Source organism: Pseudoxanthomonas sp., assembly GCF_051953815.1.
In the GTDB taxonomy this organism is placed as follows: domain Bacteria; phylum Pseudomonadota; class Gammaproteobacteria; order Xanthomonadales; family Xanthomonadaceae; genus Pseudoxanthomonas_A.
In genome coordinates, this window is record NZ_JBQCIJ010000028.1 from 75,273 (window position 1) to 89,522 (window position 14,250).

Below are 14,250 nucleotides of genomic sequence, written 5' to 3' on the forward strand. Positions count from 1 at the left end.
TGTGGTTGTGGTCCCGTCTATCCGTTGCCGCCGGGACGCCAGTTGTGACCGGGCCGGCGGATCACCAGCAGATGGCCATCGGCGTCGTGGGTCGCCAGGCCGGTGGCGCCGCCCAGCGCCGCGCGCAGGCGACGGCGGATCACGCCGAATTCGAGATCGACGCTGCGTGCGGGATCGCGCACGTAGGCCAGGGCCAGGCTTTCGGCCCGCGCGGCCGGCGGCAACGCGCCCAGCGCCTTGCGGATGCGGCTGAGCCGCTGGCGGAACGCCTCCGGGGACAGGCCCAGCACCCAGCGGATTTCCTCGGCCGACAGTCCGTGCAGCGCCAGCACCGCCACCCGCCGCAGGCTGGTCGGCCACGCGCGCAGCCAGGCGGTGGCGGCGACAGGCTCGAAGGGTGGCGCCGGCTCCGTGGACATCGACGGGTCTTCCACGCTCGCCGTTTCGCGGCGGCGGCGGCGGACCGCCGTGCGCGCCTGCATCGCCGCCAGGTTGCGCATCGTTCCGGCCAGCCAGGGCGCGTCGGCGCGCTGCGCTTCCAGCCCCGCGACCAGCGCGTCCTGCACCAGATCCTCGGCATCGTCGGCATGGCGCGCGAGCCGGCGCGCCTGCGAACGCAATTGGCGATAGGTATCCAGATCCATCCGCCGATGATGCCGCAGAAGCGCGGCCGGCGGCGGATGGACCTCACTGCGAGCGCAGCGCCTCGATCGGATCCAGCTGCGAGGCCTTGCGCGCCGGGTAGTAGCCGAAGAACAGGCCGGTGGCGACCGAGAACCCGGCCGCCAGCCCGATGACCTGGCCATTCAGGGCGATCGGCAGTTCGCTGAACTTGCCGACCAGCAGCGCGCCGACGATGCCGATCGCGATGCCCAGCACGCCGCCGATCAGCGAAATCAGCATGGCCTCGGCCAGGAACTGCCGGCGCACGTCGCCGGGTCCGGCGCCGACCGCCATGCGCAGGCCGATCTCGCGGATGCGCTCGGTCACCGACACCAGCATGATGTTCATGATGCCGATGCCGCCCACGATCAGCGAAATGGTCGCGACCGCGCCGAGCAGCAACGACATCAGGCGGGTGGTGGCGGTGCGGGTGGCGACGATCTCGGAAATATTGCGGACGTTGAAATCGTCTTCCTCGCCGGGGGCGATCTTGTGCCGCTGGCGCAGCAGCGCCTCGACTTCACCCTGCACGTAGCCCAGGTCCTTGGCGTCGCTGACGGTCAACGCGATCTGCATCACCGCGCTCGGCGGCAGGCCCATCGACCCCATCAGGCGGCGGCGGGCGGTTTCCAGCGGCACCATCATCACGTCGTCCTGATCCTGGCCGAAACCGCCCTGCCCCTTCGGCGCCAGCGTGCCGACCACGGTGAACGGCACCCGGCCGATGCGCACGGTCTGGCCGACGCCGGTTTCCTCGCCGAACAGCTCGCGGCGCACGGTCTCGCCGAGAATCACCACCTTGCCGGCGCTGCTGTAGTCCTGCGTATCGAAACCCTCGCCGTTGGCGATCGTCCAGCTGTTGATGTCGAAGTAATCCGGCTGCACGCCCTGCCAGCTGCTCTGCCAGTTGTTCTCGGCGTACACCACCTGGCTATTGCCGCGCAGCGCACCGGCCACGTACTGCACTTCCGGAATCTCGCTGCGGATCGCGTCGACATCGCCTTCGCGCAGGGTGAAGAAACTGCTGCCGCTGATGCGCACGCCTCCACCGCCCCGGCCGGCGCCGGGGTTGATGTCCAGCCGCTGCGATCCGAGGCCGGACACCAGCTTGTCGATTTCGGCCTGGGTGCCTTGGCCCACCGAGACCATCACGATGACCGCGGCGATGCCGATGATCACGCCCAGCGAAGTCAGCGCGCTGCGCATCCAGTTGCCGCGCAGGGCGAAGATCGCGGTGCGGAGAATGTCGGTGAAATTCATGGAGCGCGCTCCCCCGATCCCGAATCCCGCTTCGCGAATCCCGGTTCCTCGTGCAGTTCGCCGTCGCGCATCACCAGGATGCGGTCGGCGTGGGCGGCCACGTCGGCGTCGTGGGTGATCAGGATCACCGTGTGGCCCTCGTCGCGCAGGCGCTTGAACAGCGCCAGGATCTCCTCGCCGGTCCGGCTGTCGAGCGCGCCGGTGGGTTCGTCGGCCAGGATGATCGGCGGTTCGTTGATCAGCGCGCGCGCGATCGCCACGCGCTGCTGCTGGCCGCCGGACAGTTCGCTGGGGCGATGCCCGCCACGCTCGGCCAACCCGACCGCCGCCAGCGCCCTGCGCGCGCGTTCGGCGCGCTCGTGCGGAGGAACCTGGGCATAGCCCAGCGGCATCGCCACGTTCTCCAGCGCGTTCATCCGCGGCAGCAGGTTGAAACCCTGGAACACGAAGCCGATCTTGTCCCGCCGCAGCACCGCCAGTTCCTCCGCGTCCAGGGTCGCCACGTCGACGCCATCGCAGTGGTAGGTGCCGGACGAGGGCGTGTCCAGGCAGCCGATCAGGTTCATCAGGGTCGACTTGCCCGAACCCGACGGTCCCATGATGGCGACGAAGTCGCCGCGCGCGATGCGCACGTCCACGCCCTTGAGCGCGACCACCTCGGCTTCGGTGCCCGGCGAATACACCTTGCTCAGCGCCCGGGTCTGGATGACCGGCACGTCGCCGGCGGAAACGGGCACGGCGCTCATTCCTTGGCGCGCTCGCCGACGACCACCTGATCACCGGCCTTGATGTCGCCGGATACCTCGGTCGCGCTGCCATCGCTGGCGCCCAGCCGCACCATGATCCGCTCCGGCTTGCCGGCCACCAGCTTGTACAGTGGCGCGCGCTTGGCCGCCAGCAGCGCCTTGAGCTCGTTGTCCCAGCGCTGCTGCCGGGCCGGATCCAGGGTGGCGCGGAAGGCCGCGAAATCCTGCTGGAAACGCTCGGCCATGCGCTGGCGGATCTGGGCCTGCATCGCGCCGCCGGCGCCGCCGCTGGTCACCATGCGCGGACCGCCGCCGCCGGGACCGCCGCCGAACAGGCGGTTGCCGCCGCCCTGCTGGACCTGCGCCATCCGCGCGGCCTGGCGTTCGCGCACCGCCTGCACGGCCGCGTCGAACGCCGCGCGCTGTTCGGGCGTCAGCTGCAGCTCACCGGCGATGCGCTGCAGATCCTCGATCACGCCGCCGCCACGCACCTGCGCGGCCTGCGGCGCGCCCGGCGCCTGTTCGTCCTCGTTGGTGGGCTTGTAGCGCAGCGCCGCGTTGGACACCTTGAGCACGTTGTCGCGCTTGCTGACCTCGATTTCGGCGTTGACGGTCAGGCCCGGCAGCAGGATCTCGTCGCCGTTGTCGACGGTCACGACCACCGGATAGGTCACCACGTTGTTGGTGGTGGTCGCCGCCAGGCGCACCTGTTCGACCAGGCCCTTGAACTGGCGATCCGGGAATGCGTCGACGGTGAAGGACACGGTCTGGCCAACCTTGACCTGGCCGATGTCGGCTTCGTCCACCGCCAGCTCGATCTTCATCTTGCGCAGATCCTCGGCGATGGTGAACAGTTCCGGCGCCTGCAGGCTCGCGGCCACGGTCTGGCCGGGCTCGATGCTGCGGGTCAGCACCACGCCGTCCACCGGCGAACGGATCACGGTCCGCTCCAGGTTGACCCGGGTGGTCTGGGTGGACGCGGTCTGCTGGCGGATCTGCGCCTGCGCGGAATTCGCCTGGGCGCGGGCCTGGTCCAGCGCGGCGCGGGCCAGGTCGACGTCGCTCTGCGCGACCAGCTTCTGCTGGCCGAGATCGGCCTTGCGGCGGTAGTCCAGTTCGGCGTTGTGCAGGGTCGCCTGGGCCTGCGCCAGCGACGCGCGGGCGGCGGCGATCTGGGCGGTGCCCTGCTCGATCTGCGCCTCGTAGGTCTTGGGATCGATGCGTGCCAGCACGTCGCCTTTCTTCACCGGACTGTTGAAGTCCACCAGCACGTCGGTGACCTGGCCGGAGATCTGGCTGCCGACGGTGACGGTGGAGATGGCGCTCAGGGTGCCGGTGGCCGAGATGGCGACCCGGATGTTGCCGCGTTCCACCTCGGCGGTGCGGAAGGCGCCTTCCTCGGACTTGGCCTGGCGGCCCTTCCAGTACCAGGCGCCCGCGCCCAGCAGGGCGAGGACGGCGATGCCGAGGACGATGCGGGGGACGAGCTTGGAACGACGGCGGGACGGCTGGCTCATGCGGGCGAGTCGGCAATGTCGGAAAGAGAGGTCGGGCCCATTAACGCACGGCGGGCGCCGCGGTTGACAGCGCAGAGAGGACCGCGGTTCCCGTTGGGCTCCCGCTCATCTCCCCTGTTCTGGATGCTCAGGTGAAGCGGATGGTCGCAGCCGTGCCCTTGCCCAGTTCGCTCTCGAACTCGATCTTCCAGCCGAACCGATCGCACAACCGGCTGACGATCGACAGTCCAAGGCCGCTACCGCGCGGGCGCGAGGGATCGGCGCGGTAGAACGGCTCGAACACCCGCTCCATCGATTCGGCCGACATGCCGATGCCGGTATCGCGGACGACCACCCGGTCGGCTTCGACGATCACGTCGATGCGTCCGCTGTCCGTATAGCTGCATGCGTTGCGCAGCAGGTTGCTGACCACCACCTGGAACACCCGCGGCGGCGCGTGCAGGCGCGGCTTGGCGTGGCAGCTGACTTCCAGATCGACCGGCTTGCCGATCAGCAGCGCGCGCGCGTTCTCGGCCTCGTCCAGCACGATGTCGGCCACGTCGAAATCCTCGCGCTGCGGCTCCACCTCGGCCTCGCGCGCCAGGATCAGGAAGGCGTCGATGACCGCTTCCATGTCGCGGCCGGCGCGCTGGATGCGCTGGAGGGAACGCACCACCCGCGGCGACGCCTCCTCGGCCATCGCCATGTCGCTGGCCACCCGGATCACGGTCAGCGGGGTGCGCAGTTCGTGGCTGGCGTCGCGGGTGAAGTCGCGTTCGCGGGCGACGTGCGAGGCCACGCGCTGGGCCAGGCCATGCAGGGCCGACGCCAGCTGGCGCGCCTCGCCCTGCACTTCCGCCGGCAGGCGGTCCGGCGCCAGCCCGCTGACGTCCGGACGGCGCGGATCCCATTCGGAGACCTGCCGCGCCAGCCAGCTCACCGGCGACACCAGTCGCTTGGAGGCACGGTAGGTCAACCACGACACCACGTAGATCGCGATCAGGGTCAGGATGATGGGCAGGGTGCCGAAGTAGAACGCCAGCCGCTCGGCCTGCGAGCGCAGGAACACCAGGTACAGGCGACCGGCCGGCTGCTCGTCCACCAGCACCAGCATGTCGTCGTCCTTGAGCTCGTGGAAACCCGGCTTGAGATCGCGCAGGTTGTCCGGCAGCACCAGGTTGGAGTGGCCCTTGACCACCAGGTAGCCGCGCAGGTTGTGGGTATTCGGCGGCGGCTGCGCGGTGGAGGCGTCGTACAGCTCCCAGAAATGGGTGGCTTCCTCCTGCAGCGCGGTGTTCATCAGGCTGTGCTTGATGACGGCCGAGATCAGATAGACGCCCAGCACGATGGCCAGGCTGACCATCACCGCCTGCAGGATGAAGGCGATGCGTAGCTTGCGCGGCAACCCCTGCGGCATGGCGGCTCCTCTCCCCGGCCGGATTATGCCGTGGTCGTCAGCCGATGTCCGCGATCCGGTAACCGGCACTCTGGACGGTATGCAGCAGCGGCTTGTCGAACGGCTTGTCGATCACCTTGCGCAGGTTGTAGAGGTGGCTGCGCAGGGTGTCCGAATCCGGCAGCCCGTTGCCCCAGATCTCGCGCTCGATCTCCTGCCGGGTGACGACCCGGGGCGACTCGCGCATCAGGATGGTCAGCAGGCGCAGGCCGATCGGCGAAAGCATCAACTCGTTGCCGCCGCGGGTCGCGCGCATGCTCACCGGATCCAGCACCAGGTCCGCGACCTTGAGCACCTCGGCGCCGACCTGGCGGCGCTCGCGGCGGATCAGCGCGCGCAGGCGCGCTTCCAGTTCCTGGATCGCGAACGGCTTGGTCAGATAGTCGTCGGCTCCCGAACTCAGGCCGGTCAGCTTGTCGTCCAGGGTGTCGCGGGCGGTCAGCATCAGCACCGGCGTCGACTTGCGCGCTTCGTTGCGCAGCTTCTTGCAGACCTCCATGCCGTCCATGCGCGGCAGCATCAGATCCAGCACGACCACGTCATAGCTGTTCTCGGTGGCCAGCCGGTAGCCGTCCAGTCCGTCCGAGGCGTAGTCGACCTCGAATCCCCGACCCTCCAGGTATTCGCCGACCATTTCCGAAATGTTGCGGTTGTCCTCGACGACCAGAACCAGACCCGCGGTTTCCTGTGAGTGGCGCATATGAGCTCCCTGTTGCTTCAGCTTTGTGAAGCTACCCGGCCCCTGGTTGAGGTCGCGTGAAGGCCACCGCTGCCATTCAGCCCGCAGTGAGGCTAGGCTTGCGCATCCTCCTCCCGGTCCCCTTCCATGCTCGCCCGCGTCCTGCCCCTGGTGCTGCTGCTCGGCTCCAACATCTTCATGACCTTCGCCTGGTACGGGCACCTGAAATACCGCAGTTCGCCGCTGCTGCTGGCCATCGTCGCCAGTTGGGGCATCGCCTTCTTCGAATACACCCTGATGGTCCCCGCCAACCGGCTGGGCAGCACCGTCTATTCGGTGGTGCAGCTGAAGACCATCCAGGAAATCCTGACCCTGGTCGTGTTCGCCGGCTTCTCCACCTGGTACCTGGGCCAGCCGCTGAAATGGAACCACTACGCCGCCTTCGCCCTGATCGTCGGCGCGGCGTTCCTGATGTTCTACGAGTGAGCCGGCGGACCGGCTAGGACGCGTCCCCGCGCTCGACAATGCCGACGATGAGATCGGTCAGCGCGCGGATGGCCTGCGCCGCGTCAACGGCTCCCGCGGCCGCGGCATAGGAAAGCGATTCCGCCGCGCCCAGCAGCGCCCATAGGCCCGCCGCCGGCAGTCGTCGCTCCGGCGCGAACGGCGCCAGCAGGTCGTGGCACTTGGCCATGAACGCGGTCTGGTACTCGCCCTTGATCCGTTCCATTTCCGGCGACCCGGCCAGGGCGGCGACCACGCCCGGAATCTCCCGTCCCTGCGACCGCACGCATTCCACATAGCAGCGCGCGATGACGCTTGCGCGCGCCTCCAGGTCCGCCGCGCCCTCGCGCAGCGCCGCGTCCATCAGCGCGGTCTGGCGTGCGTCGAAATCGCGGTACAACTCGGCCAGCAGGCCGGCGCGGGTACCGAAATGGTCATAGACCACCGGCTTGGTGACACCCGCCACCTCGGCCAGGCGTCCAAGCGACAGCGCTTCGGTGCCTTCCTCGCCGATCAGGCGCCAGGACGCTTCCAGCAGTTGGCGGAAGCGCGCCTCGCGCGACAGGCGCCTGCGGGCGGGCAGTTCCGGAGAGGCCGGATCGGGCAGATCGGACGGGCTTGACACCACTATATACCAAAAGTAAGTTACTGACCGTAAGTTACTGGAAGTATATCCGCATCCCTCCCTTTTTCGCGAAGAGCCTCCATGCACGCCTTGATCGTCACCGCCCATCCCGTGGCCCATTCCCTGACCCACGCCGTGGCCCGCCGGCTGGCCGACGGCGTGCGGGACGCCGGGCATTCGGCCGAGATCGCCGACCTCGCGCGGGAGGGCTTCGATCCGCGCTTCACCGAAGCCGACATCGCCCGCTTCCTGCGGCAGGCGCCCGCGCCCGCCGACGTCCTGGCCGAACAGGCGCGCATCGACCGCGCCGACACCCTGGCGCTGGTCTATCCCATCTACTGGTGGTCGATGCCCGGCCTGCTCAAGGGCTGGATCGACCGGGTGTTCTCGCAGGGATGGGCCTACGAGGAGAAGGACGGGCGTGACGAGCGCCGGCTCGGCCACCTGTCGGTGCATCTGCTCGCCATCGGTGGCGCCGACATGCGGACCTATGCGCGGCACGGCTACTTCGGCGCGATGCGCACCCAGATCGATCACGGCATCTTCGAATACTGCGGCGCGCGCGTGATCACTTCGGAACTGCTGGTTCCGGCCGGTGGCGAAGACGCGGGCCGGCACCTGGACAGGGCCTTCGATCTGGGCCGCGCGCTGCTCCGGACCCAGCCGCGGGGCTGCGTGGCGGACGCGGCGTAACCCTCTAGAACCGGATCCGTCCGGTGAGGATGTCCTTGAACATCACCCAGTCCCCGACGAAGGAATAGAAGGGGTGCCGGAACGTCGCCGGCCGGTTCTTCTCGAAGAAGAAATGCCCCACCCAGGCAAAGCCGTAGCCGCAGAACAGCGCCGCCAGCAGCCACCAGGCATTGCCCGAGACAATCGTCCAGGCCAACAGGCACAGCACGCCGCAGCTGCCGATGAAATGCAGCCGGCGCGAAGTGCGGTGGCTGTGCTCGCTCAGGTAGAACGGATAGAACTCGCGGAAACTGGCGAAACGGCTCATGGATCGCTCTCCCGGTCCGGCGCGGTGCCGATCGTCGCGATGATGTCCCCGTCCGCGCGGGGACGCAAACGCGCCGCCGGCTGGCTCAGGCCGTGCGCGGCGCGAACATGATCACCGCCATGCCGAGCAGGCACAGCCCCGCGCCGAGCAGATCCCAGCGGGTCGGCTTGACCGCGTCCACCAGCCAAAGCCAGCCAATCGCGATGGTGACGTACACGCCGCCATAGGCCGCGTAGACCCGGCCGGAGGCGGTGGGGTGCAGGGTCAACAACCAGGCGAACAGGGCCAGGCTCGCCGCCGCGGGCGCCAGCAGCCAGAGGCTGCCGCCCTTGCGCAGCCACAGATACGGCAGGTAGCAGCCGACGATTTCCGCCAGCGCGGTGATGACGAACAGCAGCAGGGTCTTCATCCGCGTCCTCCTCGCCGGCGCCGCGACGCCCGGTTCACTCCGCCGCGCCGCGTTCCTGTCGCTTGGCCTGCTGCCACAAGGCTTCCTGCTGTTCGAGCGACAGATCCTTCAGCGCCTCGCGCCGTTCGCCCGCCAGCGTTTCCATGGTGCGGAAGCGCCGCTCGAACTTGAGGTTGGCGCGACGCAGGGCCGCGCCCGGATCGATCTTCGCATGCCGGGCCAGGTTGGCGGCGACGAACAGCAGGTCGCCGATCTCGTCCTCCAGCCGATCATGGTTGGCGACCACGTCGCCGTGCGCCAGTTCGGCCTGGACCTCGCCGATTTCCTCGTGCAGCTTGTCGATGACCGGCGCGGGGCCGGGCCAGTCGAAGCCGACCCGCGCCGCGCGCGATTGCAGCTTCACCGCGCGCTGCCATTCCGGCAGCCCGCGCGAGATGCCCGCCAGCGCGGAGGCGTCGGCGTTGCCGGCGGCGGCGCGCTCGGCCTGCTTGATCGCTTCCCAGTTGCGGGTCTGCGCTTCGGCATCCTCGAAACTGTCGTCGCCGAACACGTGCGGATGGCGCCGGATCATCTTGTCGCAGATCGCCGCGACCACGTCGGGGAACGCGAACGCCCCCTGCTCCTTCGCCATCTGCGCATGGAACACGACCTGCAGCAGCAGATCCCCCAGTTCGTCCTTCAGATCGTCCAGATCGCCGCGATCGATCGCGTCGGCGACCTCGTAGGCTTCCTCGATCGTGTACGGCGCGATGGTGGCGAAATCCTGTTCCAGATCCCACGGACAACCGCCGTCGGGATTGCGCAGGCGCGCCATGATGTCGAGCAGCTCGCGGATCTCGCGCGGCTCAGGCGGTCTGTTCAACGGCGCCGTCCTCCAGCCACTCGCGCCATGGCAGCGCCGGATCGCCCAGGGCGATGAAATCGCCATTGAGCAGGGTCTCGCGGCGGTTGTAGCGGAAGGCGCGTCCGTCCGGCGCCAACAGCGCGCCACCGGCCGCCTCCAGCACGCATTGCGCGGCGGCGGTGTCCCATTCGGAAGTCGGGCCGAACCGCGGATACACGTCGAGCGTGCCTTCGGCGATGCGGCAGAACTTCAGCGAAGAGCCCAGGCCCACCAGTTCGATGTCGCCCATCCGCGCCAGCACCGACTCGGTGCGCGCGTCGCGATGCGAACGGCTGGCGGCCACCCGCAGCGGCGCCCTCGCGGGCGCGCGGCTGCGCAGTTGCTCGTCGACCTGGCCGCGCCGGCGGTACGCATGGCGTCCGCGTTCGGCATGCCAGAGTTCGCCGGTGACCGGCGCCTGCACCACGCCGAAGATCGGGATGTGCTGTTCGATCAGTGCGATGTTGACGGTGAACTCGCCATTGCGCTTGATGAACTCGCGGGTGCCGTCCAGCGGATCGACGAGCCAGTAGGTCGGCCAGGCGCAGCGGGTCTGCCAGGGAATGTCAGCCGCTTCCTCGGAAAGCACCGGCCATTCCGGCGTCAGTCGCCGCAGGCCCTCGGAGATGACCCGGTGCGCGGCCAGGTCGGCGGCGGTCAACGGGCTGTCGTCGGCCTTGCGGGTGACGTCGAAGCCCTGTTCGTACACCGCCATGATCGCATCGCCGGCTTCGCGGGCGATGACGAGTACGGCTTCGTGGAGGTCCGAGGTCATCCGGCTCATGCCGAGGTACGCAGCCATTCGCGGACGATGAACAATGCCGCCAGCGAACGACCTTCCGAAAAATCCTCGCGCAGCATCAGCTGGTCGAGGGCATCAAGCTTCCACGGCACTACTTCCAACTCCTCGGGTTCGTCTCCGGGCAGGCGCTCCGGATACAGATCTCGCGCGACCACCAGCCAGGACTGGTGGCTCATGTACAGCGGCGCCTGGGTCAGGCTGCGCAGCACGTCCACGCGCCGCGCGCCGAAACCGGCTTCTTCCTTGAGCTCGCGATCGGCGGCCTGCTCGGGTGTCTCGCCGGCGTCGATGCGGCCCTTGACCAGGCCCAGTTCGTAACGATGCACGCCGGCGGCGTACTCGCGCACCAGCAGCACGGTGTCGTCGTCGATCAGCGGCACCACCACCACCGCGCCGTGGCCGTCCGCGCGGACCCGGTGGAAGCGCCGGCGCTCGCCGTTGCTGAACTCGAGATCGAGCTCTTCGACGTTGCGCTCCAGCGGACCGCCGCTGCGCTCGGTCACCCGGTGGATGATCGGCAGGCGACGGCTCATGTCCGCGCTCCGCGGGCAGGAACCGGGCGACGGGATGGCAGGCACGCCGATATCATGGCGGGATGGTGGCGACGAATCATGAAACCCGAATGCTAGCAGAGGCGGAGACCTGGCGTTCGCGCGATCTCGCGGTGCTGTGGCACCCATGCACGCAGATGCGCGAACACCCCCATACCCTGCCGTTGGTTCCGATCGCCCGGGGCGAAGGCGCCTGGCTGATTGGACAGGACGGCCGCCGCTATCTGGACGCGGTCAGCAGTTGGTGGACCAACCTGTTCGGCCACGCCGAGCCGCGCATCGCCGCCGCGCTCGCGCGCCAGGCCGGGCAACTGGAACAGGTGATTCTGGCCGGCTTCAGCCATCCCCCGGCGGTGGAACTGGCCGAGCGCCTGCTGGCGCTGGCGCCGCGCCAGCCCGGACGCGCGCCGCTGGCGAAGGTGTTCTACGCGGACAACGGCTCGGCCGGGGTGGAAGTGGCGCTGAAGATGGCATTCCACTATTTCCACAACCGCGGCGAAGCGCGACGGACCAGGTTCATCGCGCTGGAGAACGGTTACCACGGCGAGACCCTGGGCGCGCTCGCGGTCGGCGACATTCCGCTGTACCGGCGCATCTACGCGCCGCTGCTGGCCGAGGCGCTGTTCACGCCCTCGCCCGATGCCTACCTGGCCGAGCCGGGCGAGACCGATGCCGATGTCGCCCGGCGCGCGGCCGACGCGCTGGCCAATCTGCTGGATCGGCATCCCGGCGAGATCTGCGCGCTGATCCTGGAGCCGCGGGTGCAATGCGCCGGCGGCATGCGCATGCACCATCCCGATTATCTGCGGCGCGCACGCGAACTCTGCGACGCTCACGGGGTGTTCCTCATCGCCGACGAAATCGCGGTCGGTTTCGGCCGCACCGGCACCCTGTTCGCCAGTGAGCAGAGCGGCGTGATGCCGGATCTGCTGTGCCTGTCCAAGGGCCTGACCGGCGGATTCCTGCCGCTGGCCGCGGTGCTGGCCACCCAGGCGATCTACGACGCTTTCCTGGACGATTCCCGCGAACGCGCGTTCCTGCATTCGCACAGCTATACCGGCAATCCGCTGGCCTGCGCCGCCGCGCTGGCCAGCCTGGACATCTTCGCGCAGGACGACGTGCTGGCGCGCAACCGCGCGACCGCCGCGCGCATGGCCGCCCTGGCCGCGCCGCTGGAGGAATTGCCGTGGGTGGCCGATGTCCGCCAGGCCGGCATGATCCTGGCCATCGAACTGACCCGCGACGGCGAGCGCCGGCATCCTTTCGACGCAGGCCGACGCATCGGCCTGCATGCCTACCGCGCCGCGCTGGTGCGTGGGGTGGTGCTGCGCCCGCTCGGCGATGTGTTGTACTGGATGCCGCCCTACTGTGTGGACGAGGCGCAACTGGAACTGCTCGCCGCCACCACCCGCGCCGCCATCGAGGAGGCTGTCGCATGCGCCTGACCCGTTGCCACGTCGATCTTCCGCTGGCGCCGGCGCGGACCTTCGCGCTGCCCGAAACGGCGGCCAACCATCTCACCCGCGTGCTGCGCCTGCGCGAGGGCGACGAGTGCGTGCTGTTCAACGGCGACGGCCAGGATTACATGGCCCGCCTGGTCAGCGTGGGCAAGCGCGACACGCAGGTCGAAGTGATGTCCTCGCTGGCGGTCGAGCGCGAATCCCCCTTGCGCTTGACCCTGATCCAGGGCATCGCGCGGGGCGAGAAGATGGATCTGATCCTGCAGAAGGCCACCGAGCTCGGCATCGCCCGGATCCAGCCGGTGAACGCCGAACGCACCGAGGTGAAACTGGACGCCGAGCGCCTGGACAAACGGGTCGCGCACTGGCGCAGCGTGGTGGTGTCGGCCTGCGAGCAGAGCGGTCGTGCGCGGATTCCCGAGGTATCGATGCCGCCCCCCCTGATCCAGGCCGCGCAGGCCTGTGATGGCGCGGATCTGCGGCTGCTGCTGGATCCGGTTGGCGAGCAGTCCCTCGCCGGCCTGTCGCCGCCCACCGGTGGCGCCGGCATCACCATCGCCATCGGCCCGGAAGGCGGCTGGTCGCCGCGCGACCGCGAGATCCTGCTGGCGTCCGGCTTCGTCGGGCTGCGGCTGGGACCGCGCGTCCTGCGCACGGAAACCGCCGGGCTGGCGGCGATCGCCGCGTTGCAATCGCGCTTCGGCGATCTCGCCTAGCCGGCTTTCATCGTGTTCGCGTCCGGCGACGGCACCGGCTCATCGCCAGGCGGCCAGTTCCTCGGCGGTGATGCGCCCGTCGTGGTTGCGGTCGACCAGCTTGAACTCGCTGGCGAGGGCATGGTTCTCCGGCACCTCGTCGCGGGTCAGCACGCCGTCGCGGTTGCGATCCAGGTCGGCGATGCCCACCCGGTAATCGGCGGCGTTGGGCAGGGCTTCGGGTTGGCCCCAGCGCACCGTGACCGGTCCGCTCTGCTCCTGCAACTGGCGACTCTGGCCGCCGCCCTGGTAGGCGGTCAACGGCTCGGTGCGCACCGGCTGCGGCGACGCCTGCTGGGCATCGGCCTGCAACGCCAGCAACCAAAGGGGAAGAAGGATCCAGGCTTTCATGATGGCCTCCCGTCGATCTGCAAGGACTGCCTGAGCAGCTGGATCACGCTGTCACCGCCGACGCCAACCCGGCGTGAATCCGCGCGTGCGCGCCAGCGGGAATTCAGCGCGGTGGAAACCGCGTGAACGGGCGCTTCAAGCCGCCTGCAGCGCTTCGTGGATGCGCTGTTCGACGACCTGCAGATCCGGCAGGATCGCCACCTCGTCGCCCAGCAGCACGCGCACCTGCACGCCCGCCGGCAGTTCCTCCTCGGTGGCGTCGGCCAGCAGGCCATCGCGCGGCACCGACACCAGGCGCGGGAACGAAGGCGTCAACAGGGCGTAGTACGGCAGATCCTCGCGCCCACCCAGCGCCTTCAGCACCACGATCTTGCTGTTGGCCGCGGTGACATCGCCACCGAGTCCGGTCAGGCGCGCGAAGGCGACCAGCGGCACCCGCCAGCCGTGCCAGTCGATGGCGCCCGCCAGCCAGGCCGGCGCACCCTCGATCGGAAGGATCGGCGCGCGCGAAAGCACTTCGGCGATCGTCGCGTTGGGAAGCAGCAGGCGATCATCGCCGGACTGCACCAGTACGCCGCGGATTTCGTCGTTCGCATGTGCCATGAAAGCA

Annotated in this window: 18 protein-coding genes; 4 read left to right on the forward strand and 14 right to left on the reverse strand. The window is 69.1% G+C overall.

What is annotated here, in order from left to right:
* Positions 1-17: 17 nt before the first annotated feature.
* The 6 genes from ACTHN1_RS07190 to ACTHN1_RS07215 all read right to left on the reverse strand — a co-directional run bounded on the left by ACTHN1_RS07190 (position 18) and on the right by ACTHN1_RS07215 (position 6,321).
* Entirely contained in the window at positions 18-644 is a 627-nt protein-coding gene (locus tag ACTHN1_RS07190; RefSeq protein ID WP_440470269.1) for an RNA polymerase sigma factor, read from the reverse strand.
* A 43-nt stretch (positions 645-687) separates the two neighbouring features.
* Complete coding sequence (locus ACTHN1_RS07195; RefSeq protein WP_440470270.1) at positions 688-1,923, reverse strand: ABC transporter permease; 1,236 nt, start codon at positions 1,921-1,923, stop codon at positions 688-690.
* Positions 1,920-2,660, reverse strand: a complete 741-nt coding sequence (locus ACTHN1_RS07200) for an ABC transporter ATP-binding protein (RefSeq protein WP_440470271.1) — start codon at positions 2,658-2,660, stop codon at positions 1,920-1,922. Before ACTHN1_RS07200 ends, ACTHN1_RS07195 begins: the two co-directional genes overlap by 4 nt.
* Before the next feature lie 5 nt (positions 2,661-2,665).
* The gene (locus tag ACTHN1_RS07205) at positions 2,666-4,186 is read right to left on the reverse strand and encodes an efflux RND transporter periplasmic adaptor subunit (RefSeq protein ID WP_440470272.1); all 1,521 of its coding nucleotides are present in this window, start codon (positions 4,184-4,186) and stop codon (positions 2,666-2,668) included.
* A 127-nt stretch (positions 4,187-4,313) separates the two neighbouring features.
* Entirely contained in the window at positions 4,314-5,582 is a 1,269-nt protein-coding gene (locus tag ACTHN1_RS07210) for a sensor histidine kinase (protein WP_440470273.1), read from the reverse strand.
* Positions 5,583-5,619: 37 nt separating this feature from the next.
* Positions 5,620-6,321 (reverse strand): response regulator transcription factor, encoded by a 702-nt coding sequence (locus ACTHN1_RS07215; RefSeq protein WP_079724910.1) that lies wholly within the window; start codon positions 6,319-6,321, stop codon positions 5,620-5,622.
* Between the two features lie 126 nt (positions 6,322-6,447).
* Here ACTHN1_RS07215 and ACTHN1_RS07220 point away from each other — a divergent pair, with 126 nt between their 5' ends.
* Complete coding sequence (locus ACTHN1_RS07220; protein WP_440470274.1) at positions 6,448-6,786, forward strand: DMT family protein; 339 nt, start codon at positions 6,448-6,450, stop codon at positions 6,784-6,786.
* A 13-nt stretch (positions 6,787-6,799) separates the two neighbouring features.
* Here the strand turns inward: ACTHN1_RS07220 and ACTHN1_RS07225 are convergent, their stop codons facing one another.
* Positions 6,800-7,429, reverse strand: a complete 630-nt coding sequence (locus ACTHN1_RS07225; RefSeq protein ID WP_440470275.1) for a TetR/AcrR family transcriptional regulator — start codon at positions 7,427-7,429, stop codon at positions 6,800-6,802.
* Positions 7,430-7,510: 81 nt separating this feature from the next.
* On the opposite strand from ACTHN1_RS07225, the gene ACTHN1_RS07230 reads away from it, so the two are divergent.
* On the forward strand, positions 7,511-8,122 hold the full coding sequence (locus ACTHN1_RS07230) for an NAD(P)H-dependent oxidoreductase (protein WP_440470276.1): 612 nt from the start codon (positions 7,511-7,513) through the stop codon (positions 8,120-8,122).
* 4 nt (positions 8,123-8,126) lie between these two features.
* On the opposite strand, the gene ACTHN1_RS07235 is transcribed toward ACTHN1_RS07230, so the two are convergent.
* The 5 genes from ACTHN1_RS07235 to nudE form a co-directional block, all read right to left on the reverse strand.
* Positions 8,127-8,429: an Mpo1-like protein gene (locus ACTHN1_RS07235; protein WP_440470277.1), complete on the reverse strand. Its 303-nt coding sequence runs from the start codon at positions 8,427-8,429 to the stop codon at positions 8,127-8,129.
* Between the two features lie 85 nt (positions 8,430-8,514).
* Positions 8,515-8,838 carry a YnfA family protein gene (locus ACTHN1_RS07240; RefSeq protein WP_440470278.1) on the reverse strand — a complete coding sequence of 108 codons (324 nt, stop codon included), beginning with the start codon at positions 8,836-8,838 and terminating at the stop codon, positions 8,515-8,517.
* Positions 8,839-8,872: 34 nt separating this feature from the next.
* Complete coding sequence (mazG, locus tag ACTHN1_RS07245) at positions 8,873-9,700, reverse strand: nucleoside triphosphate pyrophosphohydrolase (RefSeq protein ID WP_440470279.1); 828 nt, start codon at positions 9,698-9,700, stop codon at positions 8,873-8,875.
* Positions 9,684-10,505 (reverse strand): 3'(2'),5'-bisphosphate nucleotidase CysQ, encoded by an 822-nt coding sequence (gene cysQ / locus ACTHN1_RS07250; RefSeq protein WP_440470280.1) that lies wholly within the window; start codon positions 10,503-10,505, stop codon positions 9,684-9,686. The genes mazG and cysQ overlap by 17 nt, the downstream gene beginning before the upstream one ends.
* Positions 10,502-11,056 carry an ADP compounds hydrolase NudE gene (gene nudE, locus ACTHN1_RS07255; protein ID WP_440470281.1) on the reverse strand — a complete coding sequence of 185 codons (555 nt, stop codon included), beginning with the start codon at positions 11,054-11,056 and terminating at the stop codon, positions 10,502-10,504. The genes cysQ and nudE overlap by 4 nt, the downstream gene beginning before the upstream one ends.
* 62 nt (positions 11,057-11,118) lie before the next feature.
* Here nudE and bioA point away from each other — a divergent pair, with 62 nt between their 5' ends.
* The gene (gene bioA, locus ACTHN1_RS07260) at positions 11,119-12,519 is read left to right on the forward strand and encodes an adenosylmethionine--8-amino-7-oxononanoate transaminase (RefSeq protein ID WP_440470282.1); all 1,401 of its coding nucleotides are present in this window, start codon (positions 11,119-11,121) and stop codon (positions 12,517-12,519) included.
* On the forward strand, positions 12,510-13,250 hold the full coding sequence (locus ACTHN1_RS07265) for a 16S rRNA (uracil(1498)-N(3))-methyltransferase (protein WP_440470283.1): 741 nt from the start codon (positions 12,510-12,512) through the stop codon (positions 13,248-13,250). Before bioA ends, ACTHN1_RS07265 begins: the two co-directional genes overlap by 10 nt.
* 39 nt (positions 13,251-13,289) lie before the next feature.
* Here the strand turns inward: ACTHN1_RS07265 and ACTHN1_RS07270 are convergent, their stop codons facing one another.
* Positions 13,290-13,640: a hypothetical protein gene (locus ACTHN1_RS07270; protein WP_440470284.1), complete on the reverse strand. Its 351-nt coding sequence runs from the start codon at positions 13,638-13,640 to the stop codon at positions 13,290-13,292.
* Positions 13,641-13,775: 135 nt separating this feature from the next.
* Positions 13,776-14,243, reverse strand: coding sequence for a chemotaxis protein CheW (locus ACTHN1_RS07275; RefSeq protein ID WP_440470285.1), 468 nt, complete (start codon positions 14,241-14,243; stop codon positions 13,776-13,778).
* Positions 14,244-14,250: the final 7 nt, after the last annotated feature.

Bases quoted from the DNA above. Each gene is read 5' to 3' on its own strand.
- ACTHN1_RS07235 (WP_440470277.1), bottom strand. From the start codon at position 8,429: ATGAGCCGTTTCGCCAGTTTCCGCGAGTTCTATCCGTTCTACCTGAGC.
- ACTHN1_RS07215 (WP_079724910.1), bottom strand. From the start codon at position 6,321: ATGCGCCACTCACAGGAAACCGCGGGTCTGGTTCTGGTCGTCGAGGAC.
- ACTHN1_RS07275 (WP_440470285.1), bottom strand. From the start codon at position 14,243: ATGGCACATGCGAACGACGAAATCCGCGGCGTACTGGTGCAGTCCGGC.
- ACTHN1_RS07205 (WP_440470272.1), bottom strand. From the start codon at position 4,186: ATGAGCCAGCCGTCCCGCCGTCGTTCCAAGCTCGTCCCCCGCATCGTC.
- ACTHN1_RS07265 (WP_440470283.1), top strand. From the start codon at position 12,510: ATGCGCCTGACCCGTTGCCACGTCGATCTTCCGCTGGCGCCGGCGCGG.
- ACTHN1_RS07195 (WP_440470270.1), bottom strand. From the start codon at position 1,923: ATGAATTTCACCGACATTCTCCGCACCGCGATCTTCGCCCTGCGCGGC.
- ACTHN1_RS07190 (WP_440470269.1), bottom strand. From the start codon at position 644: ATGGATCTGGATACCTATCGCCAATTGCGTTCGCAGGCGCGCCGGCTC.
- cysQ (WP_440470280.1), bottom strand. From the start codon at position 10,505: ATGAGCCGGATGACCTCGGACCTCCACGAAGCCGTACTCGTCATCGCC.
- ACTHN1_RS07240 (WP_440470278.1), bottom strand. From the start codon at position 8,838: ATGAAGACCCTGCTGCTGTTCGTCATCACCGCGCTGGCGGAAATCGTC.
- ACTHN1_RS07220 (WP_440470274.1), top strand. From the start codon at position 6,448: ATGCTCGCCCGCGTCCTGCCCCTGGTGCTGCTGCTCGGCTCCAACATC.
- ACTHN1_RS07210 (WP_440470273.1), bottom strand. From the start codon at position 5,582: ATGCCGCAGGGGTTGCCGCGCAAGCTACGCATCGCCTTCATCCTGCAG.
- ACTHN1_RS07230 (WP_440470276.1), top strand. From the start codon at position 7,511: ATGCACGCCTTGATCGTCACCGCCCATCCCGTGGCCCATTCCCTGACC.
- ACTHN1_RS07270 (WP_440470284.1), bottom strand. From the start codon at position 13,640: ATGAAAGCCTGGATCCTTCTTCCCCTTTGGTTGCTGGCGTTGCAGGCC.
- bioA (WP_440470282.1), top strand. From the start codon at position 11,119: ATGGTGGCGACGAATCATGAAACCCGAATGCTAGCAGAGGCGGAGACC.
- nudE (WP_440470281.1), bottom strand. From the start codon at position 11,056: ATGAGCCGTCGCCTGCCGATCATCCACCGGGTGACCGAGCGCAGCGGC.